Origin of the sequence: Thiemannella venezuelensis (genome assembly GCF_014203605.1) — a bacterium.
Taxonomy (GTDB): Bacteria; Actinomycetota; Actinomycetes; order Streptosporangiales; family Streptosporangiaceae; genus Planomonospora_A; species Planomonospora_A venezuelensis.
In genome coordinates this window covers 1-26,270 of record NZ_JACHJJ010000021.1, presented here as the reverse complement: position 1 = coordinate 26,270, position 26,270 = coordinate 1, and the positions used below count along the sequence as shown (strand labels likewise).

The window sequence follows — 26,270 nt, the reverse complement described above, 5'->3', positions numbered from 1 at the left end:
GGAGGCGTTCCCCGACCGAGGTGAACGCCTCCGCCGTCCACCGGCCGCGGCGACCGGGACCGGTCAGCCGAGCCGCTTGTAGAAGAAGCTGCAGTCCCGCAGGGAGCCGGCCGGCTCGGCGGCGTAGTCCGGGACGATGCCGTAGCGGGTCCAACCGGCGGCCTGGTAGAGGCGCTCCGCGGGACTGCCGGTCTCGGTGTCCAGGAGCAGCAGGGACGCTCCCGCCCGGGCGGCGCCCTCCTCGGCGGCGGCGAGGAGGGCGCGTGCCACTCCCCGGCCCCGGGCCCGGCGGTGGACCATCAGTTTGGCGATCTCGGCGCGGTGCCGCCCGTTGGCCTTGCCCTCCAGGGCGAGGCTGACCGTGCCGCTGGCGCCTCCGGGACCACGGGAGATCCAGACGACGAGGCTGCCGTCGGCCACGGCGGACGCCCGGGCGCGCCACCAGTCCGCCGCCGAGTCCCGCCCGAAGGGGGCGAGGAAGCCGAGGGACGCGCCGCCGTCGACGACGTCGGCGAGGAGCTCGGCGAGTTCCTTCACGCTGTCGTGGAAGTCACCGGCGGACAGGCGGGTGATCGTGTGCATCATGGCCCTTCTGCGTGCGGGGAGTCTGCGTGCGCGGGAGGCTGACGGCGCCCGGGGGCGGAGCGGGGCGGGAGGCGGCGGCCGGGAGCGGCTCCGGACGGCCGGTGGCCGGATCACGGCAGGACGACCACCAGGGCGTAGCGGACCGGCCCGGGGCCGGGGCAGCGGAAGCGCGAGCGGCCCCACAACCGGAACCGCAGGCAGTCCCCGGCCCGGACCTCGTGCACGTGGCCGTCGGCGGTGACCTCCAGTGTCCCGTCCAGCACCCAGATGTGCTGTTCCAGGCCCGGTACGGGCGGCCCCTCGTAGGAGATGTCCGACCCCGGGTGCAGGACGCCCTCGACGACCTCGCCGCGCAGCCCGGCGTGGGGCGGGGACACCGACCGCCGGACGAAGCCCGACGCCTCGTCCCGCCACACCGGCTGCTGCCCGGCGCGCACCAGTTGCGGCGGCTCCGACTCCACCTCGGACAGGAGCCTCGACATCGTCCGCCCGTAGGCGGCGCACAGCCTGCCCAGCAGGGCCGCCGTCGGGCTGATCTCCGCCCGTTCCAGCCGCGAGAGGGTCGATCGGCTCACTCCCGTCCGGCGCGCCAGCTCGTCCAGCGACCAGCCGCGCTCCGTCCGGAGCCCGGCGAGGCGGGCCGCCAGCCGGACCTCCATCTCCCCGGGCCCGGGGTCTGGGGGCGGTTCCGTCCCGCCGTCTCTCATAAAAGAGAGGATATCCCGAATGTGGGAAACACTTCCAGCCCGCAGACGCTCTCCCGGGCCGCGGCGGGCAGGAGGCCGCCGGGAATCTCCGCGCGGCCGCCGTCGTTGTCGTCCATGCGGACCCGACCGGGCCCGCCCGGACGAGACGCGCCGTACCCGGCCTGCAAAGACGACGCTCCTTGAGGGAAGGGAGCCGTCATGGCCTGGCTCATGCTCGTCGCCGCCGGTCTGTTCGAGGTCGTCATGGCCTACTCGCTCAAACTCAGCGACGGGTTCTCCGTACCGCTGCCGAGCGTCGGCTTCGCCGTATCCGCCCTGCTCAGCTTCGGCCTCCTCGCCTCCGCCCTCAAGAGCCTCGACGTCGGTACGGCCTATGCCGTCTGGACCGGCATCGGCGCCGTCGGCACCGCCGCCCTGGGCATGATCGCCCTGGGCGAGGACACGTCTCCCATCAAGATCATATCCGTGGCCCTCATCCTCGCCGGCGTCGTCGGCCTCAACCTGGCGGGCGGCGGCCACTGACCGGAGCGTCGGGACCCGGCCAGAGCACGTGGACCTCGATCGAGGTGGCGCCCGGAGCCCGTCTTCACGCGATCACGGCCGGAGCGGGAACCTCGGGAGGACGACATCCTCGGCGGCGAGCTCATGGACGACGGGCTGACGGTGGATCGGCGGGTTCTGGCCAGGGACCCGCGGACCAGGCAGATCCTCGTCTCCGGCATCGTAACGATCCTGCGCCGCGATCACGACAGGCGCGGCTGCGGCGACACCGCCTGGTACACGGTGCGCGGCGCCGAGCCGCACATCGATCTGCGGGCGGCCCACGGGAGCCGGGAGAGGCGAGGGCCGGCCCTCGCCGCACGGCGAGGGCGCGCGGCCGGGCCGGACGGGCCGTCCCCGGGAGGAGGACCGGCGCGTGCGGGCGCACCGGCACACGGCCGTCACCGCCCGTCCGGCTCCTCCTCCCCTTCACCGGAGGACTCCCCGACCGGTTCGGGACCGAGGCCGAACGTGGTGTCCGCCAGTTCGTCGTCGGGCACCCGGCCGGTCGGCGGCTGCCCCGCCGTACCGCCCGGACCGCCTCCGCCGGTGGTGCCGATCCCGCCCACGCCCGCGCGGCCCGCGATGTCGGCGTCCGCCTGCTCCACGGAGCCCTGCCGGGTCGCCCGGACACCGGGCGTGCGGTCCTTGAAACGAGGGTCGTCGGACGCGTCCGTCGCGAGTTCCTCGGCCAGTCGCCTGGCGCTTTTCTCCTGAGCCATACCGGCGCCCCTACCCTGCGGCCCCGCTCCTTACCGCCATTCCATCTCGGCTTGACCTGGGAAAACCAGAAAAGTTCCGTCCCCTGGGCCGGGCGGACCCGCCGCCCGGCCGGTACGGACCGGCTCATCGTCCGGCGCGACGGCGGCACGGCGCCGACCGCGCCACCGGCATGCCGTCGCGGGTCGAGGGGATCGGCCGGCCGCGCATGGAGCCCGCCTTCGTCCCCCGCCTGGTCGGCCCGAGCGCCCCGCCTGCGGCGCGCCGTCCTGCTCCGGAGACCGTCGAGACCGACCGCTTCCCGGAAGGAAAGGAGTCATGGAATATGATCGGCCGAATGAAGCGGCATTCGTTTTTCGAATGAAAGCGCCGGTTCACGCTCCATCCCTGCGTAAAATCATCGCCATACCCGTCGAAAGGGAAGCCGAATAACAGCGCTGGAATAAATAACGACGTAAAACGTCGGGTCTGATTTTCGCCACGCCTCCCCCCCATAACGTTTCCCTCGCCCGGACGACGCCGGAGCCCGGTCTCCGGAGGACCGCGGGTCTGCGGAGAGCATGAAGGAGGAGATCGCGCTGGCCGGTGAACCGGACATGCATGACGTCGATGAGGTGCTCCAGCAGGCGCTGGCCCGGTTGACGCTGCTCAGCGAGGTGACGGCGGCCCTGTCCAGCACGCTGTCCACCGAGGAGGCCGTCCGCCGGCTCTGCCGGATCCTGGTTCCGCAGCTGGCCGACTGGTGCGTGGTCGACCTGCTGGACGAGCACGACCGGCCGCACCGGGCGGCCGTGGCGCACCGGGACTCCGCGCGGTTGCCCGCCGACCGGTTCGAGGGGCCGCTCCCACCGGTCCAGGAGAACACGACCGACCCGCTGGCCCAGGTGCTGCGCGGAGCGGGACCGCTGCTGCTGGCCTCGTTCCCGGCCGTTCAGCAGGCCTGCGACCCGCTGCACGCCGTACAGGCGGAGCTCTTCGAGCGGCTGGACCCGGACAGTGTGATCATCGCCCCGCTGCGCGCCCGCCGGCAGGTCCTCGGCGCGCTGACCGTCGCCAGGGTCCGGCCCGAGCGGCCGCTGACCGCCGACGACCAGTCCCTGGTCGAGGACCTGGCGCATCGCGTCGCCCTGGCCGTGGACAACGGCCGCCTCTACCAGACGGTGCAGCACATCGCCGAGCGGCTGCAGCGGTCGCTGCTGCCGGACCGGCTGCCCGAGGTCGGCAGGCTCCGGCTCGCCGCCCGCTACAGCCCGGCCCACGAGGCCGCCGAGGTGGGCGGCGACTGGTACGACGCCTTCGTCACCCCGGGGGGCGAACTCGCCCTGATCATCGGGGACGTGGCCGGCCACGACCTGCCCGCCGCGGTGGTCATGAGCCAGCTGCGCAACATGCTCCGGGCTCTGGCCTGCGACCGCCAGGAGCCGCCGGGGGAGATCCTGCGCCGCCTGGACGCCGCCAACGAGACCCTGTACGGCATGCACACCGCCACCTGCATCTACGGCCTGGTCACGGGGGGCGGTGACGGGCCCTGGGAGTTCCGGCACTCCAGCGCCGGGCATCCGCCGCCGCTGCTGGTCACCGGCGACGGCGAGACCTGCTACCTGGAGGACGGCGCGGGGCTCCTGCTCGGCGTGGACCCGGGCGTCTCGCGGCGCAACGCCTTCGACGCGCTGCCTCCGGAGTCCACGCTGCTGCTCTACACCGACGGACTGGTCGAACGGCCGGAGGAGCACCTGAACCACGGCATGACCCGGCTGCGCCAGCACGCCGCCGCGCTGTCCCGCGAGCCCGTGGAGACCTTCTGCGACGGGGTCCTCTCCGCGCTGGGCGCCTCGGACGACGACATCGCGCTCATCGCCCTGCGCATCCCGCCCGCCGCGCCCTGACGCGGGTCGTCCGCGGCGGCGGGGCGGAGACGGCCCCGTCAGCCGCGGCAGCGGGCGGCGGAGTAGAGGTGGCTGTCGGGGAACTCCGCGGCGTTCAGGACCCTGCCGACGACGATCACCGCGGTGCGCAGCACGCCCGCGGCCCGGACCTGCCCGGCGATGTCGGCGAGGGTCCCGCGCAGGACGACCTCGTCGGCGCGGCTGGCCCTGGCCACCACCGCCACCGGGCAGTCGGCGCCGTAGTTGGGCACCAGCTCGCCGACGACCTCCTCGATGCGCTGCACGGCCAGGTGGAGCACCATCGTCGCCCGGCTCCTGCCGAGCGTGTCCAGGTCCTCGCCCTCGGGCATGGGCGTGGCCCGCGCCGAGGTCCGGGTCAACGTGATCGTCTGGCCCACGCCGGGAACGGTCAGCTCCCGCTTCAGCGCCGCCGCCGCCGCGGCGAACGCCGGCACCCCGGGGATCACCTCGTACGGCACCGCGGCCGCGTCGAGCCGCCGCATCTGCTCGGCCATGGCGCTGAACACCGACGGGTCGCCGGAGTGCAGGCGGGCCACGTCCTGCCCGGCCCCGTGGGCGGCGAGCATCTCCGCCACGATCTCCTCCAGCGTCATCCGCGCGGTGTCCACCAGCCGGGCCCCGGGCGGGCAGCTCTCCAGCAGCTCGGCGGGGACCAGCGATCCGGCGTAGAGGCAGACCGGCGAGGCCGCGATCGCCCGCTGCCCCCGCACGGTGATCAGGTCGGCCGCGCCGGGGCCCGCCCCGATGAAGCGGACCGTCATCGGCCGCCCCCGCCGCGCGCCGCCGTCGTCATCGCCGCACCCGTCGTCATCGGCCCCGTCATCGGCCCCGTCATCGTTCGTCCTCCGGTTTGACCGCGGTCCAGATCGTCACGGGCATCAGGGGCTTCCAGCCGGTGAAGCCGCCCACCGGGGCGGCCCTGCCGACCGCCAGCCGCACCAGGTCGCCGCCCAGCTCGCCGTACCAGGATGCCAGGACCGCCTCCGACTCGACGGTCACCGCGTTGGCCACCAGGCGCCCGCCGGGCCGCAGCGCCGCCCAGCAGGCCTCCACCACCCCGGGCGCGGTCACCCCGCCGCCGATGAAGACGGCGTCCGGCGGTTCGAGCCCGGCCAGCGCGCCGGGAGCCGGGCCGTTCACCACGCTCAGCCCGGGGACGCCGAGCCCGGCCGCGTTCCCGGCCGCCCGGGCGGCGCGCCGGGGGTCGCGCTCCACGGCCACGGCCCGGTTCGCCCGGTGGCAGCGCATCCACTCGATCGCGACGCTGCCCGCCCCGGCGCCGACGTCCCAGAGCAGTTCGCCGGGGACCGGCGCGAGCCGGGAGAGGGTGACCGCGCGGACCTCGGCCTTGGTGAGCTGCCCGTCGTGCTCGAAGGCCTCGTCCGGCAGGCCCGGCACGCACGGCAGCGGCACCGTCCCCGGGTCCGCCCTGCACTCCGCGGCGACGATGTTCAGGTCCTGGGCGACCGGCAGCGCCCAGCGGGCCGCCGTGCCGGAGACCACCCGCTCCTCGGGGCCGCCGAGCCGCTCCAGGACGGCCATCGGGCTGCGGCCGTACCCGCGCGCGGTGAGCAGGGCCGCGACCTGCGCGGCGGCGCGGCCGTCGGCGCCGAGGACCAGGATCCGGCGCCCCTCGTGGACGGCGGTGTGCAGTGACTCGACCGGCCCCGTCACCAGGCTGACGACCTCGACCTGGTCGGCGGCCCAGCCCAGGCGGGCGCAGGCCAGCGAGACCGAGGACGGGGCCGGCAGCACCCGGATCCGCTCCGGGCCCAGCAGGCGGACCAGCGTCGTGCCGATGCCGTGGAACATGGGGTCGCCGCTGGCGAGCACGCACACCCGGCGGCCCTGCTGGGCGGCCATCAGCGCGGGCAGGGCGGGAAGCAGCGGCGAGGGCCACACCACCCGCTCGGCGGTGGGCTCGGGGACCAGGGCGAGCTGGCGGGCGCTGCCCATGAGGACCTCGGCGGCGTGCAGCTCCCGGCGGGCGGCCTGCGCCAGGCCTGCCCAGCCGTCGGCGCCGATGCCGACGACCGTGACGGTGCCGGGCACGGCGAGGGCCCGGGAGCCGGTGGCGGATCCGGGCACGGTGGCGGCCTCGGACGCCGCAGGCCCGGTGACGGCCTCAGACATTGCCCATCACCCGGGTGACCCGGATCTCGATCACGACGCGGGACGGGTTCTCCCGGGGCGGCTTGTAGCGCTCGGCGTAGCGGCGTTCGGCGTCGGCGACCGACTCGCGGTCGGCGCGGACCACCGCGCGTCCCTCCAGCGTCGACCAGCGCCGCCCGTCCACCTGGCAGACCGCGACCGCCGCCTCCCCGGTCCCGTCCCCGGCCGCTCCGGCGGCCAGGACGTTGCGGACCTTGCGGGAGCTTCCAGAGGAGATCACCCGGGCCGTCGCGGTCTCCGGGTCCAGGGTCACCCCCACCGGGACGACGTGCGGGGTGCCGTCGGCCCGCATCGTGGTCAGCGTGCACAGGTGGCGCTCCCGCCAGAAGGCGCGGAGCCCCTCTCCGAGATCGTTCAACACCGGCCCTTCCCGTCGTCACGGTTCAGGGCGACATGTTAGCCGTCGCGTCGATCTCCCGTTCTATCCGCTGACCACGGCGGACCCGGCGGGCCCCGCGGGGGCGGGCCGGTGCGGATCAGCTCCCCGGGTTGAAGATCACCTTGTCGGGGGCGACCCGGACCGTGATGCGCTGCTCGCCCGGCTGGCGGTAGGGGTAGGTCTCCACGCCCAGATACTTCTTGGCCAGGCCGTCGATGACCTCGTCGGCGCCCTCCAGCTCCAGCCGGGCCGTACCCGAGATGCTGACCAGGTGGAAGGCGTCCTTCGGGTCCAGGACGCTCACCGACACCTGGGGGTTGGCCCGCAGGTGCCTCTCCTTGGCCCGGCCGACGGCCGTGTTGAACACGACCTCGTCGCCTTCGACGTCCACCCAGACCACCGTGTTGTGCAGCGAGCCGTCGGGCCGCAGGGTGGTCGCCCAGCCGTGCACCGGCCGCCGGAGCAGCTCCTTGGCCTCGTCGGTCAGCTGTCCCATGAGAACCTCCACGATCTCGGCGATGTTGCGTGCGCGACGATCGAACCCCGCGGGCCGTGGTCCGCTCGGCTCCGCCACGCGTTCCGGGAGCCGGCATTCCTCTTTCACATCCCTCCGTTTACGGGAGGGATCCGGCGCATGCCGTACGGACCGCCCGGGAGCGGTCGCGCGGCCTCATGTGAGGCCGCCGCCTGGGTAGAGGGGGGCCGTGACAGAGCTACGCCAGAGTGATCCCGCCGAACCCGGCATCCGCCGCCGCCGCAGGGGCCGGGGGTTCAGCTACCACCATCCGGACGGCCGGCCGGTCCGCGACCGCCGCGTCCTCGCCCGGATCAGGGCGCTGGCGCTTCCTCCCGCCTGGACCGACGTGTGGATCTGCCGCACGCACGACGGGCACATCCAGGCGGTCGGCACCGACGCGGCCGGGCGGCGGCAGTACCGGTACCACGACGTCTGGCGCGAGGAGCAGGACCGGATCAAGTTCGACCGGGTGCTGGAGATGGCCGAGCGGCTGCCGGTGTTCCGCGAGCGCGTCGCCGGGCACCTGGCGGGGACCGGGCTCGGCCGCGAGCGGGTGCTCGCCGCGGCCGCCCGCATGCTCGACGTCGGCTTCTTCCGGGTGGGCGGCGAGTCCTACGACTCGTTCGGGCTGGCCACGCTCCGGATGGAGCACGTCACCTGTACGGCGGGCCTCGTGGTCTGCTCCTACCCGGCCAAGGGCGGCAAGCACCGCGAGGTGGAGATCGCCGACCCGGACGTGTGCTCGGTCGTCACCGCCCTGCACACGACCGGGGAGGAGGGGGAACTGCTGCGCTACGAGAACGGCTCCGGGTGGACGGACGTGCGCAGCGGCGACATCAACGCCTACCTGCGCGAGACGTTCGAATGCGAGGTCTCGGCGAAGGACTTCCGCACCTGGCACGCGACCGTGCTGGCCGCGGTGGGACTGGCGGTCTCCTCCCCCGTCCGCTCCAGGACCGGCAGGCGGCGGGCGGTGGTCAGGGTGATGAAGGAGGTGGCCGGCTACCTGGGGAACACCCCGGCCGTGGCCCGCGCCTCCTACGTGGACCCGCGCGTCATCGAGGCCTACGGCCGGGGGCGGACCATCGCGCGGGCGCTCACCGCCCTCGGCGCCGAGGCGGGCTTCGGGCAGCCGGCCACGCGGGGCGGTGTGGAACGGGCGGTCGTCTCCCTGCTGCGCAGGTCGTGACCGGCCGCCCGCGTCCCCTGCGCAGGCCGTGACCGCCGTCGCCGCCACCGGCCGATCATGATTTCCCGGCCCTGATTTTGCCGACTTTTCTCTCCCCAAATCGTATGAAGCCGACAGTCAGGGGCATCCGAATGAGCAGTTGGGCCGACGGTAGTCGGGTTTCGCCCAGACTCATTGGATTCGCCATGCCTTCTCACGCTGACATTTCCTTCATCACCCACTGGTCCCGCCAGGCCGCCTGTCTCAGCGAGGATCCGGAGCTGTTCTTCCCCATCTCGCCGCAGGGGCCCGGTCAGATGCAGCACGAGCACGCCAAGGCCGTCTGCCGCCGCTGCCCGGTGCGCATGCAGTGCCTGGAGTACGCGCTCAACACGCACCAGGCCCACGGCGTCTGGGGAGGCACCAGCCCCGACGAGCGCGCCGCGGCCGCCCTGGCCAGGGCCGGGCAGCGGGCGGGCGCGTGACGGCGGCGCGCCCCGATCCGGCGCCCGCGGCCCGCTGCGCGGCCGCGGCCCGCTCCCCCTGACACGGCCCGCGGCCCCCCGCACCCGGCCGTACGGTCAGATCTTGATCCAGATGGCCCGGGCGGCGCCGACCAGCCTGCCGTCCACCTCGTACACCGCCGAGCTCGCGAAGAGCTTGCGCCGCTCCCTGCCCTCCTTGCGGGCGACGACCACGTAGGTCCGCCCCGGGGCGACCGGCCGGTACGTCCGCGCGGTGAGCCTGCCCAGCAGGGCCGCCCCGCCCGGCTCGATGTGCGCCCAGCCCGAGGGGCAGTCGAGCGCCCCCCACACGTGGGTCAGCGGCAGGGCCGCCGACCACTCGGCCAGTCCCGGATGGGCGAACCAGGAGGCCGCGACGGTGTCCGGCGGACCGGCCGGGCCGGGGTGGATCCGCAGCCCGTCTCCGGGCTCCCGGTCGCCGCAGACGAAGCAGCCGGGGAACGGGTGCTCCTGCGCGCCGGCGAAGTCCCGCTCCGCCCTCGTGGCCTGGTGGAGCGAGACGAAGGGCGGGGGCACCGGGTCGCCGTCCGCCGCCCTGGCCTCGGCGAGCCGCTCGGCCCCCTGGAAGAGCTTCACCAGGCCGTCCTCCCGCTCGACCCGCAGACCGGTGTCGAGCGGGGTCGGAGCCAGCAGCGTCACCTCGACGGCGCCCCCGGCCGGCAGGTAGCTCGCCAGCAGGCCCGACACCCATCCCCCGTTCACCATGCCCGCCGGACCCCGGTACCGGTCCGGCACGCTGAACTCCTGCATGAGGGCCTTCATCGTCTTCCCATCTCCATTCTCGGCGAATGGTGATCAGGATGTCCCCGCGTGCTTGCATCCGGCTGTCACACCGCTGTCACGCGACCCGTGGCCGGCTCTTCCCCGCCCGTCTCCTCTCACCTCCAGCCTCGCACCAGGCGGGGAGCCGGATCGGACGGGGGTGGCCGTTACGGAATCCGTGCCCCAAACGTTCACCTCCGTGTGATGACGAGCCCCGCGCGCAGGGGGCATACTCCTCCACGTGCAGCGCCGTTACGCCTTCCTCGACCATCCCGGCCCGCTCGCCTTCGCCCATCGGGGCGGGGCCTCCGAGGGCAGGGAGAACACCCACGCGGCCTTCGCGCGCGCGGTGGAGCTCGGATACACCTACCTGGAGACCGACGCCCACGCCACCGCCGACGGCGTGCTGCTGGCCTTCCACGACCACACCCTGGACCGGATGACCGACCGGAGCGGCCGGATCGCCGCGCTGCCGTACCGGACGGTGCGCGAGGCGCGGATCGGCGGGGTGGACGAGATCCCGCTCATGGAGGACCTGATCGGCTCCTGGCCGCAGGCGCGCTTCAACATCGACGTCAAGGAGGCCGCGGCCATCGCGCCGCTGGCCGAGGTGGTCAGGCGGACCAACGCCTACGACCGGATCTGCCTGACCTCCTTCTCCGACGAGCGGCTGGCCCGCGCCCGCGCCGCGATCGGCCGGGACGTGTGCTCCTCGCTCGGCCCGCGCGGCGTCGCCGCCCTGCGCGCCGCCGCCGTGACCTCGGCCTACGGCCGCCTGCTCACCCGCCTGGCCCGCGCCGGGGTGCCGTGCGCGCAGGTGCCGATCGGCTTCCGCGGCCTGCGGGTCACCACCCCGGCCCTGGTCCGTACGGCGCACGCCCTCGGCATGCAGATCCACGTGTGGACCGTCAACGACACCCGGGAGATGGAGCGCCTGCTGGACCTGGGCGTGGACGGCGTGATGACCGACAACATCTCCGGCCTGCGGGGGGTCCTCCGGTCGCGCGGCCAGTGGCATCCGGGCCGGCTCGTCGCCTGACGCCGGCGCGGGCCCTGTCCCGGCCGCATCTCCCCCTCCCGAGACCCCCTCCCCCCGAGCGAACCGAGGACCGCCCATGACCGCCGCACCGGCCGTCGAAGACACCCCCCAGTCCCGCCGCCGTGAGCAACGCGGCTGGTACTGGTACGACTGGGCCAACTCGGCCTTCCCCACCACGGTCCTGACCGTCTTCCTGGGCCCGTACCTGACGACGGTCGCCGAGAAGGCCGCCGCCGGAGCGGCGTACGTCCCGGTGCTCTGGTTCGACGTGCGCCCGAGCGCCTACTACTCCTTCGTGGTCGGCGTCGCCGCCATCCTCCAGATCATCCTGATGCCCATGGTGGGGGCCCTGGCCGACCACACCGGCCGGAAGAAGGAGATCATGGCCGCCTTCGCCTACCTGGGCGCGGGAGCGACGGTCTGCTTCTGGTTCCTGTCCGGCGACCGCTACCTGCTGGGCGGACTGCTTTTCCTGCTCGCCAGCGTGAGCTTCGCCGCCGCGTTCGTCGTCTACAACTCGTTCCTGCCCGAGATCGCCACGGCCGACGAGCGCGACGGGGTCTCCGCCCGCGGCTGGGGCTTCGGCTACCTCGGCGGCGGCCTGCTGCTCGCGATCCACCTGGCTCTGTTCCTTTATCACGAGTCCCTCGGTGTAGCCGAGGGTGACGCGGTGCGCCTCGCGCTGGCCTCCTCCGGCCTGTGGTGGGGCGGGTTCACGGTCATCCCGATGCTGCGGCTGCGCAACCGGCGGGCGCTCGCCCCGGGCGCGGAGACCACGGGGCAGGCCGTGACCGGCAGCTTCCGGCAGCTCGGCCGCACCCTCAAGGACCTGCGCAACTACCCGCTGACGCTGGGCTTCCTGGTCACCTACCTGATCTACAACGACGGCGTGCAGACGGTCATCTCCTTCTCGGCCACCTACGCCGACAAGGAGCTCGGGCTGAGCCAGGATGTGCGGATCCAGGCGATCCTGATGGTGCAGTTCGTGGCCTTCGGCGGCGCGCTGCTGCTGGGCAGGCTCGCCGGCTCCTTCGGGGCCAAGCGGATCGTGATGTGCGCCCTGGCGGCCTGGACCGCCGTGGTGGCCGTGGCGTACTTCCTGCCCAAGGGGTCGGCGGCGGCGTTCTTCGCGCTCGGCTTCGCCATCGCGATCGTGATGGGCGGCACCCAGGCCCTGTCGCGGTCGCTGTTCTCCCACGTGATCCCCAGGGGCAAGGAGGCGGAGTACTACAGCCTGTACGAGATCAGCGACAAGGGCTCGACGTTCCTCGGCTCGTTCACCCTCGGCCTGGCCCTGCAGCTGACCGACAGCTACCGGCTGGGCATCCTCACGCTGGTGGTCTTCTTCGTGGTCGGCCTCGCCGGTCTGGCCGCGATCAACCTGCCCAGGGCCATCCGCGCCGCCGGGAACCCGGTCCCCGAGCGCATCTGAAATCCGTCCGAAAAGGTCTCTCTGCGGATCCCATGGAAAACGCGCGATTGGATCACGCCGTGTGTGGGAATCCACACACGGTATCAAGCGTTGTACGCCGTGGGAGACGAACCCCTCACGACGGGGCCCTCAGGAGGCATTGAGACATGGGCGAGCGTGCGCTGCGCGGTACCCGACTCGGGGCGACCAGCTACGAGAACGACCGCAACACCGATCTGGCCCCGCGCCAGGAGGTGTCCTACATTTGCCCGAAGGGCCATCAATTCGACGTTCCGCTTGCCGCCGAGGCCGAGATCCCGGCGACGTGGGAGTGCCGCATGTGCGGCATCACCGCCCTGCGGGTGGACGGCGAACTGCCCGAGGCCAAGAAGTCCAAGCCCCCGCGGACCCACTGGGACATGCTGCTGGAGCGCCGCACGATCGAGGACCTGGAGGAGGTGCTCAACGAGCGCCTGGCGATCCTGCGCGCCCAACGCCGCAAGAGCGCCTGACCCCCGGTCCTCCGAGGGCACGGTTACACCGGAGCCTCCGGCACCTCCACGGTGCCGGAGGCTCCGCCTTTTCCCCGGCCGGCGCCGCACCGGCGGGCGCCTCGCGGACGTTCTGTCCTTCGCTGCTGCTATAGATTGCGCCACCGGCCCGTCCGGTGCCCACCGGAACCATCCCGACAGGAATCGTCCGCATGCACCTCTCCCCCCTCGCGCAGCGCCTGCTCAACCTGATCACCGGGACCGCGGACGACCCCTGGTACTGGCCGGAGACCTCCCAGCTGAGCACCGGGCTGGGCACACCCGTCGGCGACGGCGACCCGGCGTCGCAGCGGTACGCGGTCGACGAGCAGCGGCTGGCCGCGGCGGCCCGCGAGCTGGTCGGATTCCTGCTCCGGGACGAAAGACCGCTCTACGAACCCTTCCCCGTGCTGGTGGCGGCGGGGCTGGCGGGCATGGACGCCGAGGTGGGCGCCCGGCTCGCCGGAACGTGGGGGCCGATCGCGGTCGCCGAGATGGAGGTGCTGCTCGGCTGGGACGTGGAGCGGCGGGCGCTGTTCGCCGAGGCCGTGCGGGGACGGGTCCACCACGCCGCCCCGCCGCTGTCCGGTGTGGTCGAATGGCTCGGCGGCCTGCCCGGCTACCCGGACTTCGCCCGGACGGCCCTGGAGGCCGCCGGTGCCCGCGTCGCGGCGATCCACGCCGGCGAGATCCCCTACCGGGCGGAGAAGGCGTTCGAGGACGCGGAGAAGGCGGCCCTCGGCCGGGCCGTACGGCTGGCGCTCCTGCGGGACGAGCCCTGGCTGCCCGCGCTGCTGGACGGTCTGCTGCCTGGGGTCGCGGTGGCTCCGACCCACGCCAGGACCCTGCCCTCCCAGGGACTGCTGTTCGAGGTCGCCCGCGCGGTGGAGGAGCACCCGACTCCGGAGGCGGTCTCCGCGCTGTACGCCGCCCGCCGGGCCACCCGGCACGCCGGGGTGCCCAAGCAGCTGGACCGCGTGTTCAAGCGCATCGAGCCCGCCCTGGCCGACCGGCTGGAGGTGGCGTTCCGGCTGCCCGACGGGCGGGTACGGCAGGCCGTCGGCGAGCACACGGCGGTGATCTCGACCGACGGCGGGGTCGAGCTGTCGTGGTGGCACGGGGACAGGAGGCTGAAGGCGGTCCCGGCGGCGGTCCGGCGGGAGCATCCCGAGGAGGTCAAGCGGCTGCGTGAGCTGGCCAAGCAGGCCCAGCAGCGGCAGACCACCCTGATCAGGGCGCTGGAGGCCGGATACACCGGCGAGACGGCTCCGCCGTACCGGCAGTTGGAGGGTCACCCGGTCACCGACCGGCTGATCTGGGAGTTCGAGGTCGCGCCCGGCGTGTGGTGCGGCGAGCTGGGGATGACCGTGCCGGACGTGCCGGTGCGGCTGTGGCATCCGGCCCGCGCGCCGGTGGAGGAGGTGCGCGCCTGGCGGGAGGCGGTGCAGGGCAAGGAGTTGCGCCAGCCGTTCAAGCAGGCCTTCCGCGAGGTCTACCTGCTCACTCCGGCCGAGGAGGCGACGCGCGACCACTCGCTCCGGTTCGACGGGCACGTGGTGGACTACCGCAGGCTCCGCGCGCTGTTCAAGGGGCGGGGCTGGCAGTCCAATTTCATGGGGCCGTGGGACGGTGGCTACGACAACGGGGACGCCCGGCGGATGCTGGCGGGCGGACGGTGGCGGGTGACGCTCGACCACAGTCTGTACGACGAGGGCTACGCGTTCACCCACGAGGTCCACTTCGACCGGCTGACCGACGGTGGATGGCACCGGGCGCCGCTGGCGGAGGTCCCGGCGCTGGTGTTCAGCGAGGCCATGCGGGACGTCGACCTGTTCGTGGCCGCCGCCTCGATCGCGGTCGATCCCCGGTGGGCCGAACAGGGGCCGGACCGGTTCCAGGACTACTGGCGGACCGGCTCGTTCGCGGCCCTGCCGCCCTCCGCCGAGGTGCGCCGCGACGCGCTGTCCCGGCTGATCGGGCGTACGGCCATCGCCGACCGGTGCACCATGACCGACCGGTTCCTGGTGGTCCGGGGGGACATCCGCACCTACCGGATCCACCTGGGGTCGGCGAACGTCCTGATGGAGCCCAACGACGCCTACCTGTGCATCGTCTCCGCCCGCGATCCCCACGCCGGGCTGTTCCTTCCCTTCGAGGAGGACGGCCGGCTGGCGCTCATCCTCAGCAAGGCCTTCCTGCTGGCGAACGACACCGCCATCACCGACCCCTCCATCGTCCGCCAGCTCCGGACCTGATCCGCGCGGAGAGGAACCCCGGCGGCCGCGAGCCGCCCGGCGTCAGGTGGCGGCGGCCCGCTGGTGCGGGTAGACGTGGTCCAGCAGGTGGCCGGGCGGCAGGACGCACCGGCGGCGCGCCTCCTGGTGGGCGCAGCGGGGAGTCTCGCCGCGGCGCGGCAGGGACGCGGGCTCCGCGATCCCGGACGCGCCACGGGCTCCGTTATCGACATCCGCCATCGAACGCTCCCAACCGAGTGACCCAGCGGTGGTGACCGCGGACGTGAAAGCCTAGTCCTGCACGGAAAAAACCACCACAACATCCCATTTGACGGGATCGGCGACCGCCACTGTCAGACGTACGGGACCGTTCCGCCCTCCGCCGCACCGCCCGCGAACGTCCCGGATCGCGATCGATCCGGCGCCCACTCGTGGTCGGCAGCGCCATACCACCGCGATAGGGGTTTTTTAGGACATCCCTCTGCCGGGCCCGGCTCCGTATCTTGACTGCACCCCTCACTCTGGAGTGAAGATGACGAGAACCCACTCGTTCCTCGCCGGAGCAGCCGCCGCGGTCCTGTTCCTGACCGCCTCCCCCGCCGCCTCCGCCTCCCCTGCGCCCCCGTCTCCCCCGTCTCCCCCGTCTCCGATGGCCGACGCCCTCCAACGCGACCTCGGCCTCACCCCCGAGCAGGCCGCCGTACGGCTGGCACGCGAGGAGCGGGCCGTCGCCGTGGAGTCCTCCCTTCGCCGGGAGCTCGGCGAGACATACGGCGGAGCCTGGTTGACCGGGGACGACGCGCAGCTCGTCGTGGCCACCACCGATCCCGCGCTGTTCGGCGCGATCGGCGCCCGGGGCGCGCGACCCGTCCTCGCCACCCGTACCCTGGCGCAGCTCGACGCGGTCAAGAACCGGCTCGACCGGGCCCCCGCCCCGGCGCGGGCCGCCGCCTCCCTGTGGTACGTCGACGTCCCGACCGGCACCGTCGTCGTCCAGGCCACCGGGCAGGCCGGTGCCGAAGCCCTGCTCGCCGCAGCGGGCGTGGACCCCTCCTCCGTCCGGGTCGTGATCTCCGCCGAGCGGCCCCGCCCTCTCGTCGACGTCGCGGGCGGAGACCCCTTCTCCGTCGGATCCAGCCGCTGCACCGTCGGCTTCACCGTCACCCGGGGGACCACGCAGGGGTTCGTCACCGCGGGCCACTGCGGCAGGGCGGGCGCCACCACGCGACCGCCGGGCACCGTCCGGGGTTCCTCCTTCCCCGGCAACGACTACGCCTGGGTCGCGCTCGGGCCCGGCTACACGGCCCAGCCGTGGGTGCGCGGTCCCGGCGGGAGCATCGTCCTCGTCCGGGGGTCCGCGCAGGCCGTCGTCGGCTCCTCGATCTGCCGTTCCGGCACCACCACCGGCTGGCGCTGCGGCACCGTCCAGCAGCACAACGCCAGCGTGACCTACCCGCAGGGCACGGTGACCGGACTCACCCGCACCAGCGTGTGCGCCGAGCCGGGCGACTCCGGCGGCCCCTTCATCTCCGGCAGCCAGGCGCAGGGCGTCACCTCGGGCGGCTCCGGCACCTGCTCCTCCGGAGGGACGACCTTCCACCAGCCGGTCAACGAGATCCTGCGGGCGTACGGGCTCACCCTGCGCGTCGCCTGACCCCCACGACAGCGAAAGGCCCGCCGACCATGTCAAAGATCCTCCGTTACGTGCTCGCGCTGGTGCTGGGACTCGCCTTCCTCTCGACGGCGGTCCCCGCGCAGGCCGAACCCGCCCCGTCGTCGGCCGCGGTGCGCACACTCCGGTACGACGCCGGCCGAGCCGCCGAGTTCCGCGCCACCGTGGACCAGGCGGCGCAGATCTGGAACGCCTCGGTGAGCAATGTGCGCCTGGTCCCCGGTGTCCCGGCGGACTTCGTGGTGCTGGCCGACAACGGCTGGCCCCGTGCCCTGCCCACCAGGCTGGGGCGCGGCACCGTGTGGATCGGCCGCCAGGCGACCGCTCAGGGCCACGACGCCCTGCGCATCGCCACCCACGAGATCGGCCACATCCTGGGGCTGCCTGACCGGCGCACCGGCCGCTGCACCGACCTGATGTCCGGCGCGAGCGCGGGTACCGGCTGCACCAACCCCTATCCCAACAGCGCCGAACGGGCCGAGGTGAACCGGAACTTCGCCGGTTTCGCCCCGTCCATCGAGTTCGGTGAGCTGCACGTCGACAGCCCTCGGACCACCACCCGGTGACCGGCCGAACCTGGCGGCCGAAGGTCAGGGAGAGCTAGCTCAACGCCAGGTTCACCAGGACTGAGCCGACCGTGGCCGTGATCGCACCCAGCATCAGCCAGAAGCCCCATCGGATCAGCCGGTACTTCCGGTTGACGATCTTGCTGACCTGATGCAACTGGTGGGCGATCCGCTCCAGATCGAGGGTGGATGATCGCAGCAACGCGTCGGATACCGCCTTTACCGACGTGTAGCGCAGAACGTCGGCGAAGTACGTGACGCCGTCAGGCAGGTGCCGGTCCCTGCTGTCGAAACGGGGGTAGACCGCTCCGGCGAGGGTGGCGACGGCGGCCACCGCGGAGCCGGCCCCCGCCCACCACAGCCATTCGACGGCGTTCTCCAGCTCGAACGGTGACCAACCGCCCGCCAGCAGACCGCCGGTGATGGCGCCCAGTCCCACTCCGACGATGCCCAGGAGCACCTGCGCCTTGCCATCCGCCTTGTGCAGTTCCTCCCTGGCCTCGTCGAGCAACCGGGAACCGTAGTCGCAGGCGTCCTGCTCCGCCGCCTGCCGCTCATCGGCGGCGCGCTTCGCCAACCGGCGGGACCACCATTCAAACAACGCTGTCACGGCTGGGGACGGTCCTCTCGGAGGGAGAGCGTTCTCGTGAGTTCGGCGAGGTATCCGATCGTTCCTGCCCGGTCGCACGCCTGGCCGACGACCTCGCTCAGCTGCGAGGCGTAGGTCTCCGCGGTCCGCCGATCGGAGACGATCGTTGTCGCGAGATTCGTGCCCGCGAAGACCAGCTCGGCGTCATCGGGCGGGAAGCGCATGTGGGTGACCGGCCCGCCCGGGCTCGGCGGGCCGCCTGCCGCGAACGGATGCAGCCGGAGTTCGATGTTGGGGCGGCCGCCGAGGAGCTCCAGCCGGACGATCTGCTCCAGTTGGTCGGTGACGCCGCCCCAGTCGTAGCGCAGTGCCGCCTCGGTGATGACAGCGATCACGACGGGGGCGGTGCCGTCGTCCCGGAGCAGGACCCGCTGGCGGTGGCGGACGGTCTCCATCAACCGGATGCCCTGCTCGGCGGGGATCCGCAGCCGGTGCTGCTGAAGTTCGGCGTACCTGCGGGTCTGGAGGAGTACCGGGAGCGTCAGCGGGCAGAACACCCTGATCTCACTCGCGTCGTTCTCGAATCCGGGATACTCGGTGTCGAACACATCACCGTACTCTCGCCACCAGGGCCGCTTGCGTGCCAGCAGCGCAAGCTTGATGATCTCGTCTCGCTCGTTCCGTCCAACCTGATAGAACTGCAACAGGTCACGGATATCGCTCATATTCGGACGCTTCCATTGATTCGCCTCGAACCGCCCTAATTTCCCTCTCCCCCACCCCAGCTTCCGGCAGACGTGGGTCGCGGTCAGGCCACGCCCGAGACGGAGTCGGACCAGGATGCCCGCCAGCCTCCGTTTCGCGATCGTCGCCCCGTAAGCGTCATCGCCCATCACTGGTCGACGTACTCCAGCGGCACCGACTTGAACCCGCTGACCTCTTCGGGGACAAGCAGCCGCTGAGCGGCCGCCGAAGCCACCAGAGAGTTCAGCAGGGAGTTCAACGCCAAGGAAAGGGCCTTCTTGTTCTCCTCCTCGCGGCCCTTCTCCGCGATGTACGCGGCCAGCGTGGACACTCGTCTCAGAACCGCTTCGCTCGCCTCTCCGAAACCGTAGGTGATGATATGCGGCCGGGGACGCCAGTTCGGATCGGTCAACGGCTGGAGGGCTCTCTCCCAGCTGTCGTCCGGATCGTCGGTCGGATTCCCGTCGGTGAGCAGGAAGACGACCGGACGGATGACCATGACACCTTTCTTGCTCAGGTCGATAATGTCGTTCTTGACGCGCTCTCTGAGGAGCCGGAGCATCGGTGCGAAGTTGGTGACGCCGCTGCAGCCGACCGTGGGCAGCGCGGTCAGGCGGGATATCTCCGTCATCTCCAGGACCATGTGCGGACTGGTGTTGAACGAGAGAATCGACAGGTGAATGAAATCAGACACCCTGGGACTGGAGTAGAGCGTGTCCACGATCTCGGTGAGGGTCTCGTTCAGCAGGGATTCGAACGGAGCCATCGAGCCCGAGGTATCGAGCACGACGTACGTCGGCAGGCCTTTCGTCCCACCGTCGCGCGCGGCGGGAGCGGAGTCTTCGGAACGATGCATGATCTCTCCTCAAGGTCAGAAGACGCGGGTGGCCAGGAAGTGGACAGCGATGATCACTACGGTGAGGACGACTGCCATGATCAGGCAGCCGACGGCGACGGCCGAGGTGGACGGGGAGACCGTCGGGTCGATCGGAGGCTTCGGTACCGCGCCCGGAGAGGCGGATCCGCCTGGAGACGCCGAGGCGGGAGCCGACATCCCGGCGATCTTCGCCCGAGCCGGGCTCCTCGACGGAGCGGTGCCCGGAGCATGGCCGGGGGTGAGCGGTGACGACGCGGACGGCTCCGGGCGGGCCACCGGCGGACGCCAAGGCCTCAGGACGGTGACATTGGACCCGCCGGGCGGCCGGGACTTCGGTACGGTCTGCCCGGCGGGGCTCACGATGGCCTGGTGGAGTTCGGCGAGGGTCGGCCGGAGGTCGATCGTCTTGGCCTCCAGGGCGCGGCGCAGCAGGCCGGTGAGACGGGAATGGTCCGGACAGGTCCTTTCCATTTCGGCAAGCGCCGCCCACCTGTCCCCACGGTGCCCGGTCACCGCACGTGTCACCAGCAGAGCGACCTTGTACCGGTCGGTGTGGGTGGTCATCGCCCGGCCCTTCCCCATCAGCGGGTCCTCCCAGTTGGGAGTCTCCACGAAACCACGGCACCCGATTCCCGACGCGTCCACGTCGATGATCAATGTGCTCTGTGTGCGGGGAGACCAGAACGCGTTGGCGAACGACCAGTCGGCATAGACGATGTCATATTTCTCGAAGAGGGCGGCGCAGGCGACCACAGTACGCATCACACCGAGCCGTTCCTTCACGGAAGGCACGGGGAAACCGAAGCCGCGAAGCCTGTCCGCGGTGTTCGCCAGGTAGTCGATCTCCACTGTCTTGCGTACGGTGCGCTCACCGATCAGTTTGACGTCCCAGAAGAACTCCGGCTCCGCTTTCGCCATGATCGAACCAACGGTTCGATAGCCTTCGACGACCCGCGCGACCGGCCATGCGATGCCCCGGTCTATCAGGGAGAGCTCGCCCGGCAGCATGGTTTCCGGCAGCTCGATCAACCGGCCCAGAGTCTTGTGATCCACATTCTTCTCGGGTCGGTACATCTTGACGAGCCAGCCTCTGAACCCGGGCGGCTCGTAGATCACAGAAGATTCGCCGTTGTCCCGGGCGATGACGTCTTCGTCGGTGTACCGGGCGACCGTGGAGAGCGGCACCGTCCGGTCGAAGGGCGAATCCGACCAGGTTCTCATGGCTGTCTTTCCGGACACCAGATGACGATCGCCGTCCGGTCGTCCAATTGCCCCCTCGCCTCGAACCCGACCGTGTCGATGAACCGCCCGATGAAAGGAGGACTCTTCCACTCGTCGGCGAACCATGCGGCGAGCTCGCCGGAGGCGAGCAGCGCGTCGCCGATCCCGTCGGTGGTCAGCGCCAGGACGTCACCCGGATCCAGTCTCCGGGTCATGAGCCTGACGGCGCTGGGAAAGTGGGGAAGGAAATCGGAGAGCCGCCCCGCGTCCAGACCGTGCTTTCCGTCGCCCGCGATCCGGCACCAGGACCGCCCCCTCCTCAGCCAGGCGCTCACGTCCGCGATGGCCGCGAAGAAGACCGCTCTCCCGCCGTGGACGTCCGGATTCAGTTCCACGACCGCGGCGAGAACAGCCGCCCGGACGTCCTCCGGCGCCAGCCCGCGTTGCCGGGCGGTGGCGGTCATCCGCTCGGCCGCGCTGCCGAAACACTCCCGCATGTCCTGCTCGTTCACGGTCCGCCCGGTCAGAACGGCCCGGAGACGCCTGACGACGGTGTCCACCGCCACATTCGCCCCGAGGTCCGAGTGAGAGCTGTCGGACATTCCATCGGCGACCGCGACGATCAGGTAGCGGCCCGTGCCGTCGACCCCGATGCGGTAGGCGTCCTGGCGTGGTGTCGCGGGCTCCTCGCACCGGTGACCGGGACCGACGATCGAGGCGGCCCGTACCTGGAGGTCCCCTACGAGGGCCGAGTCGGCGCAGATCCCCGCCGGACCGGGCTGGCCGGGTAGCCGCCAGGGCTGCAGGTTCGCCTGCCCGGGCCGTCCCACCGGCCGGGGGAAGTGCCGTTCCGGGAGAGGCTCTCCGGCCGGTCGCGCAGGCACGGCCGCCGCCGGTGGAGCCGGCTGCGCCGGGGCATCGGAGGGGCCGCCTTCCTCCGGAGGCCGACGCCCCGTCGCCCCTGCGCGCCCGGCGGGACCGACCGAGGCGACCTGCCGGTGCAGCAGGAAGGTGAACACGGACGCGAGCACCAGCGCCGTGCAGACGCCGATCACCGTCCCGGGCCGCCCTGCGAGAAAGCGGCCCACCGCCGCAGACAAAAAGATCATCAAGCCCCACCCGATGACGAGGAACACTTGGCGTGATCGGAAGTTCTTCGTGTGGTCACTGGTAAGCCGGACAGACCTCTCCGGGGTCACGGAGTGTCCTGATCACCCGGGGCGCGGTCGAACCTGACCCAGCCGACGACCCCGTCGGCGGACGGCGCCCGCGTGGAGGGCGGGGGCTCCGCCGCTCCGGGGGCGGGTGCGGTTCCCGGTTCGAGTGCTCTGGGCGGAGCGGCTCCTCCGAGCACCCGGGACGAATCGGAGTCGGCGATCTGTTCCATGGGCCTGATGAGGAGCTGCCGCATGGACTCGATGTCGGCCTCCTGGATGAACCCTTTGTCGACCATCTTGTCGAACAGCGCCGTCTGGGCGCTCAGGTTGATCTCCCGGCGCTTCCCCACCTGCTCGATGATGGAGCCGACCTGGTCGGGGTGGCGAGCGAGGAAGAGGAAGAGGAGGTCGTCCTCACCGGTGGCGACCTGCTTGAGCGCGGCGATCCGGTCCCGCTCCAGCCCGGCGTTCCACCGCTCCTGTCTGGTCCGATTCTCGTGGACCGTCTGATCGGTGATGCCGGTGCGTCTGAGATGGCGCTGATCCGCTTGGAACTGGGCGGTCGGGGCGTCCGAGTGAAGCTTGATGATCGCCCTGAAGATGGTGATCCCCTCCTCGAGGATCATCGTGCCCGACTCGAACTGCCCCTGCAGCTGCTCTTCGGCGGCGTCGCACTGCTCGATGTCGAACCGGCGGGTGATCCGCCATGCCCGATCGATGAGCTGGGACCGCACCGGGCCGACCCCGTCCGTCGTGCCGTATCGAACGATCGCCGCCGGGTCGCTCACCCCCCAGGTCACCTCGGCCTGAAGACGGAACTGCATGGAATCGACCTTGCTGCGGACATCCGCCTGGACCATGTCCTGGTGGCGGGTGATGTCCACCTCGTGCCACGTCTGGTAGCGACGGACCTCCAGACCGGACGGGCGTCGCGGGAGAACCACCGCATCGCCTGTCCTCGTCGCGTAGACGACGGCGACCCCCGGCCTCGGGAGAGGCCCGCGGGCCCCGAACGTGACCGGCCCGCTCTGGCCGATCAGGCCCGTCGACGCGAACGCGGGATCGGGGGGCCGGCTCATCGAGGACTCCTTTCCGAGTGAACGGCGTTGAGGACGGCGGCTCTGCTCCGTGGCGCGTGCGCCCAGCCGGAGGCCGCGAGCGCGATGATGCGCCCGGTGCGCGGGGTCGTGGCCGCGGCGGCCATCAGCCGCCCCAGCGCGTTCGCCGCTTCGAGGTTCCGGTCCACGGACCGCGCCCATTCGGCGAGCACGTCCTTCGCGACCTGATGCATGTCCGCGGAGTTCAGCACCGCTGACCACAGTCCCGCGATCGCCCGTGCCTGCCTCGGGTCGTGGTCGGCGATGCCGAGAAGGGCGGGCATCGCTCCGCCGGGCAGTTCACGTACGAGGTCGGCGGCGGCCAGCAGGAAAGCGAGCCGTGCCGTGACCTGCCGGTCGGGGTTCCGCCCCGACATCCAGGTCCCGAGCAGGGCGATGGCCTCCGAGGCGAAGGCGGAACCGTCGAGTTCCACCATCTCGGCGATGCTCTCGCAGAGTGCCTCGATCACCACGGGCTCTTGACTGTCGCCGAGCGCGTCGAGGAATTCGACCGCCCGGGCGCATCCCTCCGGCCCGGCCTTGACCCTCCAGGCCCGGACCGCGGTGGCCTGCAGCCGGGCGGTGGAGCCGTCAGCACTCCACGCCGACACCAGGCTGCGCACCGCCTCCCCCAGCTCAGGGCTGTCGGCGGCGACACCGAGGGCGGCGGCGGCCACGTCCCGGAGTTCGGGGGCGGCGGCACGTGCCCAGGGAAGGATGATCGCGGAACGGACATGGTCGAATGCCCGGGCGGCGAGCAGGCCCGCGGCGACCGCGGCGCGGATCCGGACCGCGGGCACCTCGCTGCGTGCGCACAGCCGTAGCCAGGCCAGCAGCTCCGGCCGCATCTCGTCGTACTCGTTCCAGACATGCAGGAGAACCTGCTGGGAGCGCGCCGGATCCTGATATCGGACGACCTCTCCGGGGGCGGTGCCGCCGTGGCGGGCGACCGTGTCGGACGGGACGAGGTGGGCGTTCAGCGCGCGGAGCCGCGCCCCTCTGGTGGCGCCGAACGGCCTGGGCAGCCGGGGCGGCTGGTCGGGGGGCTCCAGTCGTCTGGTCAGCGCCGCGGACGCCGAGGCCACCAGCTCGTACGGCTCACCGCCCAGCACCGCGATCCCCACCGCCAGGCTCTGGGTCTCGAGATCCGGCAATGCGGCGAACCACGCCTCCAGGTCGGCCCCCGCGTTGACGTCCAGATGGCGGCGGACCGTCACCGCGATCGGGTCGGGTGCCTGCGCGACCAGCTCCGCGAGCTGTACCGCCTGGCTCGGCGTACCGTTGCGCAGCTGTTCCCGGCAGAGCCCGCCGACGTCGTCGTCGCCCAGGATCAGGGCGGCCCGGTCGGCGGACCCGAGTATGCGCCCCAGATGGGCCTGCAGCACCTCGAACGGTGCCGGAGGGCGGACGTCGACGATGTAACGTTCCATCTCCGGCTCGGAGAACCGGACCTCATCGGTGATCGTCACGATCAGCTTGTGGTCGCCGGTCAGTTCGGCCGTCAGCCGGTCGACGTCGAAGGCGTGCAGCCGCGCAGCCTGCTGCGGCGTGAGGTCGGCCAGCAGGTAGCCGCCGGGCTCCAGGCCGGTGACGGCGAGCAGGCTGAGGTCCGTCTCGGGATGGAGCTGCCTGACCGGCTCGGGTGCCAGGCCCAGCAGCAGCCGCCGGGACAGCGCGAACCGCCCGGAGCCGGCGGAGCCGCGTAGGATCAGCACCCGGCGCGAACGGGCCTCCGCCTCCGCCCGGCCGAAGTCCGGCGGTTCGACGAACGCCGCGTCGAGCTGCAGGTTCTCCGCGGGCAGGGCGAACAGTCTGAGCTGTGTCCCGCCGGCCGACACCGTGATGTAGGTGATCTCGTCTCCGCCGACGACCTTGCCGGCCACCACCCGGGCACCGGCGAGGTTGGACCGGGCGTCCCGTTCGGCGCTGAGGCGTTCTCCGGTGCCGCCGGGCTGCGCCGCCCGGTTGGAGAACTCACGTCCCAGGGTCCGGGCGTCCTTCTGGGCCGGCTCTTCCTGGCCGTGTGCGACGGCATCCGGCGGTCCGGCTTCCGGCTCTGCGGCTTCCGCATCCGGGGTGGCGGTCACTGACGTCTCACCTCGTGGTAGTTGATCTCGTCTCCGCCGACGACCTTCCGGGCTCGGACGTCGGCGTGCGCGAAGTTGCCGTGGATCTCGTGGGCGCCCTGGGAGGGCGGCTCCCGCCGGGGCGCCGCGGCGGGCGGAACCTCCGGCGGCGGACCGGTGTCCATCTGGGCGTCGGGAATCCGCAGGTCGCCGATGTCATGGCCGGGAACCCAGACCCATGCTTCGTCCGCGAACTCCTTGACCCGTACGGTGACCTTGCGGAACATCGCGGGTTCGAGGGAGGTGTGCTCCTGCGCGACGGTCTCGGAGAAGACGCGCTGGGACAGAATGACCGCGAGCGCCGCGCCGGAGGAGTCGAGCGCCGTACGCACCGCCTCGCAGTCGCACAACCGGCGGACGTCGATCGGGCCCCTGCCGGCGAACCCGTTCCCCGCGATGATGGCGGGCCCGAAGTGCACCGCGAGCCGCAATCGCAGGTGCTTGCCCTCGGGCACGTCGCGGTTGTGCCTGCGCAACTCGGCCGCCAGATGTCGGGGGAAGTCGTCCACGACCCGCGGTTCCGGCTCGCCGGGAGGCAGCACGGCGAGCTCGCCGTCGCCCGCGCCCTGGACCTTCCACGTCGCGCGGGACAGCCCCGCCCGCTCGGCCGCCCGGTCGAGCACCGTCAGAAGCGCGGCCTGCAGCCGTCCCTGCCAGTGCGCGGTGCTGCTGCTGTATCCTTTCGCGTCCACGGAGACCAGGAGCCGCCGCTCGAACTCGTCACCCTCGGCCAACTTGTCCGACCTCCTCGCATCTGCCCCAGGTTTTACGACAGCGTGCCATCGACATCAGGGCGAGATGCCGTATTTTTACGGAGTCTCCCGCGCTTCCCAAGATGCGATTCACAAAATATTTGATCATTCCCCCGAAAAGGGATTGATATAGAACTATCGTCTGGAAAAATAAGTGGAAATGTCCCAAAAATCCACTACTGAGCTTTAACTCGCGGAGTTACACCAAGTTGAAGGCCAGACCGGTCCCTGCCAGGCAGCCGTCGATCAGATGCGGCCGGTACTGGATCTTCTT

The 26,270-nt window shown here is 71.9% G+C and carries 27 protein-coding genes and 1 riboswitch; of the genes, 10 read left to right on the top strand and 17 right to left on the bottom strand.

What is annotated here, in order from left to right:
- Window positions 1-63: 63 nt before the first annotated feature.
- Window positions 64-585 (bottom strand): GNAT family N-acetyltransferase, encoded by a 522-nt coding sequence (locus FHS22_RS26390; protein ID WP_260408307.1) that lies wholly within the window; start codon window positions 583-585, stop codon window positions 64-66.
- A gap of 110 nt (window positions 586-695) precedes the next feature.
- Window positions 696-1,292, bottom strand: coding sequence for a helix-turn-helix domain-containing protein (locus FHS22_RS26385; RefSeq protein WP_184945883.1), 597 nt, complete (start codon window positions 1,290-1,292; stop codon window positions 696-698).
- A gap of 113 nt (window positions 1,293-1,405) precedes the next feature.
- A riboswitch (guanidine-III (ykkC-III) riboswitch) is annotated at window positions 1,406-1,471 on the top strand.
- A 19-nt stretch (window positions 1,472-1,490) separates the two neighbouring features.
- Between FHS22_RS26385 and FHS22_RS26380 the strand changes: the two genes are divergently transcribed.
- Window positions 1,491-1,814, top strand: coding sequence for a DMT family transporter (locus tag FHS22_RS26380; RefSeq protein ID WP_184945881.1), 324 nt, complete (start codon window positions 1,491-1,493; stop codon window positions 1,812-1,814).
- 419 nt (window positions 1,815-2,233) lie between these two features.
- Here the strand turns inward: FHS22_RS26380 and FHS22_RS26375 are convergent, their stop codons facing one another.
- Window positions 2,234-2,554, bottom strand: a complete 321-nt coding sequence (locus FHS22_RS26375; RefSeq protein ID WP_184945879.1) for a hypothetical protein — start codon at window positions 2,552-2,554, stop codon at window positions 2,234-2,236.
- Window positions 2,555-3,112: 558 nt separating this feature from the next.
- On the opposite strand from FHS22_RS26375, the gene FHS22_RS26370 reads away from it, so the two are divergent.
- Window positions 3,113-4,438, top strand: coding sequence for a PP2C family protein-serine/threonine phosphatase (locus tag FHS22_RS26370; protein WP_184945878.1), 1,326 nt, complete (start codon window positions 3,113-3,115; stop codon window positions 4,436-4,438).
- Between the two features lie 38 nt (window positions 4,439-4,476).
- Here FHS22_RS26370 and cobM read toward each other — a convergent pair whose 3' ends face one another.
- The 4 genes from cobM to FHS22_RS26350 form a co-directional block, all read right to left on the bottom strand.
- Window positions 4,477-5,220: a precorrin-4 C(11)-methyltransferase gene (gene cobM / locus FHS22_RS26365; protein WP_184945875.1), complete on the bottom strand. Its 744-nt coding sequence runs from the start codon at window positions 5,218-5,220 to the stop codon at window positions 4,477-4,479.
- A 70-nt stretch (window positions 5,221-5,290) separates the two neighbouring features.
- The gene (cbiE, locus tag FHS22_RS26360) at window positions 5,291-6,592 is read right to left on the bottom strand and encodes a precorrin-6y C5,15-methyltransferase (decarboxylating) subunit CbiE (RefSeq protein WP_184945873.1); all 1,302 of its coding nucleotides are present in this window, start codon (window positions 6,590-6,592) and stop codon (window positions 5,291-5,293) included.
- On the bottom strand, window positions 6,585-6,989 hold the full coding sequence (locus tag FHS22_RS26355) for a pyridoxamine 5'-phosphate oxidase family protein (protein ID WP_260408306.1): 405 nt from the start codon (window positions 6,987-6,989) through the stop codon (window positions 6,585-6,587). The genes cbiE and FHS22_RS26355 overlap by 8 nt, the downstream gene beginning before the upstream one ends.
- 118 nt (window positions 6,990-7,107) lie before the next feature.
- A complete protein-coding gene (locus FHS22_RS26350; protein ID WP_184945870.1) occupies window positions 7,108-7,506 on the bottom strand; it encodes a PPOX class F420-dependent oxidoreductase in 399 nt (132 codons plus the stop codon).
- 208 nt (window positions 7,507-7,714) lie between these two features.
- On the opposite strand from FHS22_RS26350, the gene FHS22_RS26345 reads away from it, so the two are divergent.
- Both FHS22_RS26345 and FHS22_RS26340 read left to right on the top strand, forming a co-directional pair.
- A complete protein-coding gene (locus FHS22_RS26345) occupies window positions 7,715-8,716 on the top strand; it encodes a DNA topoisomerase IB (protein ID WP_184945868.1) in 1,002 nt (333 codons plus the stop codon).
- A gap of 185 nt (window positions 8,717-8,901) precedes the next feature.
- Window positions 8,902-9,180: a WhiB family transcriptional regulator gene (locus tag FHS22_RS26340; protein ID WP_184945866.1), complete on the top strand. Its 279-nt coding sequence runs from the start codon at window positions 8,902-8,904 to the stop codon at window positions 9,178-9,180.
- A 96-nt stretch (window positions 9,181-9,276) separates the two neighbouring features.
- On the opposite strand, the gene FHS22_RS26335 is transcribed toward FHS22_RS26340, so the two are convergent.
- Window positions 9,277-9,981, bottom strand: coding sequence for a hypothetical protein (locus FHS22_RS26335; RefSeq protein ID WP_184945864.1), 705 nt, complete (start codon window positions 9,979-9,981; stop codon window positions 9,277-9,279).
- A 241-nt stretch (window positions 9,982-10,222) separates the two neighbouring features.
- Between FHS22_RS26335 and FHS22_RS26330 the strand changes: the two genes are divergently transcribed.
- The 4 genes from FHS22_RS26330 (at window position 10,223) to FHS22_RS26315 (ending at window position 15,216) form a co-directional block, all read left to right on the top strand.
- Entirely contained in the window at window positions 10,223-11,020 is a 798-nt protein-coding gene (locus FHS22_RS26330; RefSeq protein WP_184945862.1) for a glycerophosphodiester phosphodiesterase family protein, read from the top strand.
- Between the two features lie 76 nt (window positions 11,021-11,096).
- Window positions 11,097-12,452 carry an MFS transporter gene (locus tag FHS22_RS26325; RefSeq protein ID WP_184945860.1) on the top strand — a complete coding sequence of 452 codons (1,356 nt, stop codon included), beginning with the start codon at window positions 11,097-11,099 and terminating at the stop codon, window positions 12,450-12,452.
- Window positions 12,453-12,598: 146 nt separating this feature from the next.
- The gene (locus FHS22_RS26320) at window positions 12,599-12,943 is read left to right on the top strand and encodes an RNA polymerase-binding protein RbpA (protein WP_184945858.1); all 345 of its coding nucleotides are present in this window, start codon (window positions 12,599-12,601) and stop codon (window positions 12,941-12,943) included.
- A 191-nt stretch (window positions 12,944-13,134) separates the two neighbouring features.
- Window positions 13,135-15,216, top strand: a complete 2,082-nt coding sequence (locus FHS22_RS26315) for a DUF4132 domain-containing protein (protein WP_184945856.1) — start codon at window positions 13,135-13,137, stop codon at window positions 15,214-15,216.
- 42 nt (window positions 15,217-15,258) lie between these two features.
- On the opposite strand, the gene FHS22_RS26310 is transcribed toward FHS22_RS26315, so the two are convergent.
- On the bottom strand, window positions 15,259-15,435 hold the full coding sequence (locus tag FHS22_RS26310) for a hypothetical protein (RefSeq protein ID WP_184945854.1): 177 nt from the start codon (window positions 15,433-15,435) through the stop codon (window positions 15,259-15,261).
- A gap of 292 nt (window positions 15,436-15,727) precedes the next feature.
- Between FHS22_RS26310 and FHS22_RS26305 the strand changes: the two genes are divergently transcribed.
- On the top strand, window positions 15,728-16,849 hold the full coding sequence (locus FHS22_RS26305; protein ID WP_184945852.1) for a S1 family peptidase: 1,122 nt from the start codon (window positions 15,728-15,730) through the stop codon (window positions 16,847-16,849).
- Window positions 16,850-16,878: 29 nt separating this feature from the next.
- On the top strand, window positions 16,879-17,433 hold the full coding sequence (locus FHS22_RS26300; RefSeq protein ID WP_184945850.1) for a snapalysin family zinc-dependent metalloprotease: 555 nt from the start codon (window positions 16,879-16,881) through the stop codon (window positions 17,431-17,433).
- Between the two features lie 34 nt (window positions 17,434-17,467).
- Here FHS22_RS26300 and FHS22_RS26295 read toward each other — a convergent pair whose 3' ends face one another.
- The 8 genes from FHS22_RS26295 to FHS22_RS26260 form a co-directional block, all read right to left on the bottom strand.
- Complete coding sequence (locus tag FHS22_RS26295) at window positions 17,468-18,043, bottom strand: Pycsar system effector family protein (RefSeq protein ID WP_184945848.1); 576 nt, start codon at window positions 18,041-18,043, stop codon at window positions 17,468-17,470.
- Entirely contained in the window at window positions 18,040-18,915 is an 876-nt protein-coding gene (locus FHS22_RS26290) for a helix-turn-helix domain-containing protein (protein ID WP_184945846.1), read from the bottom strand. Before FHS22_RS26290 ends, FHS22_RS26295 begins: the two co-directional genes overlap by 4 nt.
- Complete coding sequence (locus FHS22_RS26285; RefSeq protein ID WP_184945844.1) at window positions 18,915-19,622, bottom strand: vWA domain-containing protein; 708 nt, start codon at window positions 19,620-19,622, stop codon at window positions 18,915-18,917. The genes FHS22_RS26290 and FHS22_RS26285 overlap by 1 nt, the downstream gene beginning before the upstream one ends.
- Window positions 19,623-19,637: 15 nt before the next feature.
- The gene (locus FHS22_RS26280; RefSeq protein ID WP_184945842.1) at window positions 19,638-20,864 is read right to left on the bottom strand and encodes a hypothetical protein; all 1,227 of its coding nucleotides are present in this window, start codon (window positions 20,862-20,864) and stop codon (window positions 19,638-19,640) included.
- Entirely contained in the window at window positions 20,861-21,973 is a 1,113-nt protein-coding gene (locus FHS22_RS26275) for a protein phosphatase 2C domain-containing protein (protein ID WP_184945841.1), read from the bottom strand. Before FHS22_RS26275 ends, FHS22_RS26280 begins: the two co-directional genes overlap by 4 nt.
- Before the next feature lie 86 nt (window positions 21,974-22,059).
- A complete protein-coding gene (locus tag FHS22_RS26270; protein ID WP_184945839.1) occupies window positions 22,060-23,100 on the bottom strand; it encodes a hypothetical protein in 1,041 nt (346 codons plus the stop codon).
- Window positions 23,097-25,205, bottom strand: a complete 2,109-nt coding sequence (locus FHS22_RS26265; RefSeq protein ID WP_184945837.1) for a hypothetical protein — start codon at window positions 25,203-25,205, stop codon at window positions 23,097-23,099. The genes FHS22_RS26270 and FHS22_RS26265 overlap by 4 nt, the downstream gene beginning before the upstream one ends.
- Window positions 25,202-25,978, bottom strand: coding sequence for a hypothetical protein (locus FHS22_RS26260; RefSeq protein WP_184945835.1), 777 nt, complete (start codon window positions 25,976-25,978; stop codon window positions 25,202-25,204). Before FHS22_RS26260 ends, FHS22_RS26265 begins: the two co-directional genes overlap by 4 nt.
- Window positions 25,979-26,270: the final 292 nt, after the last annotated feature.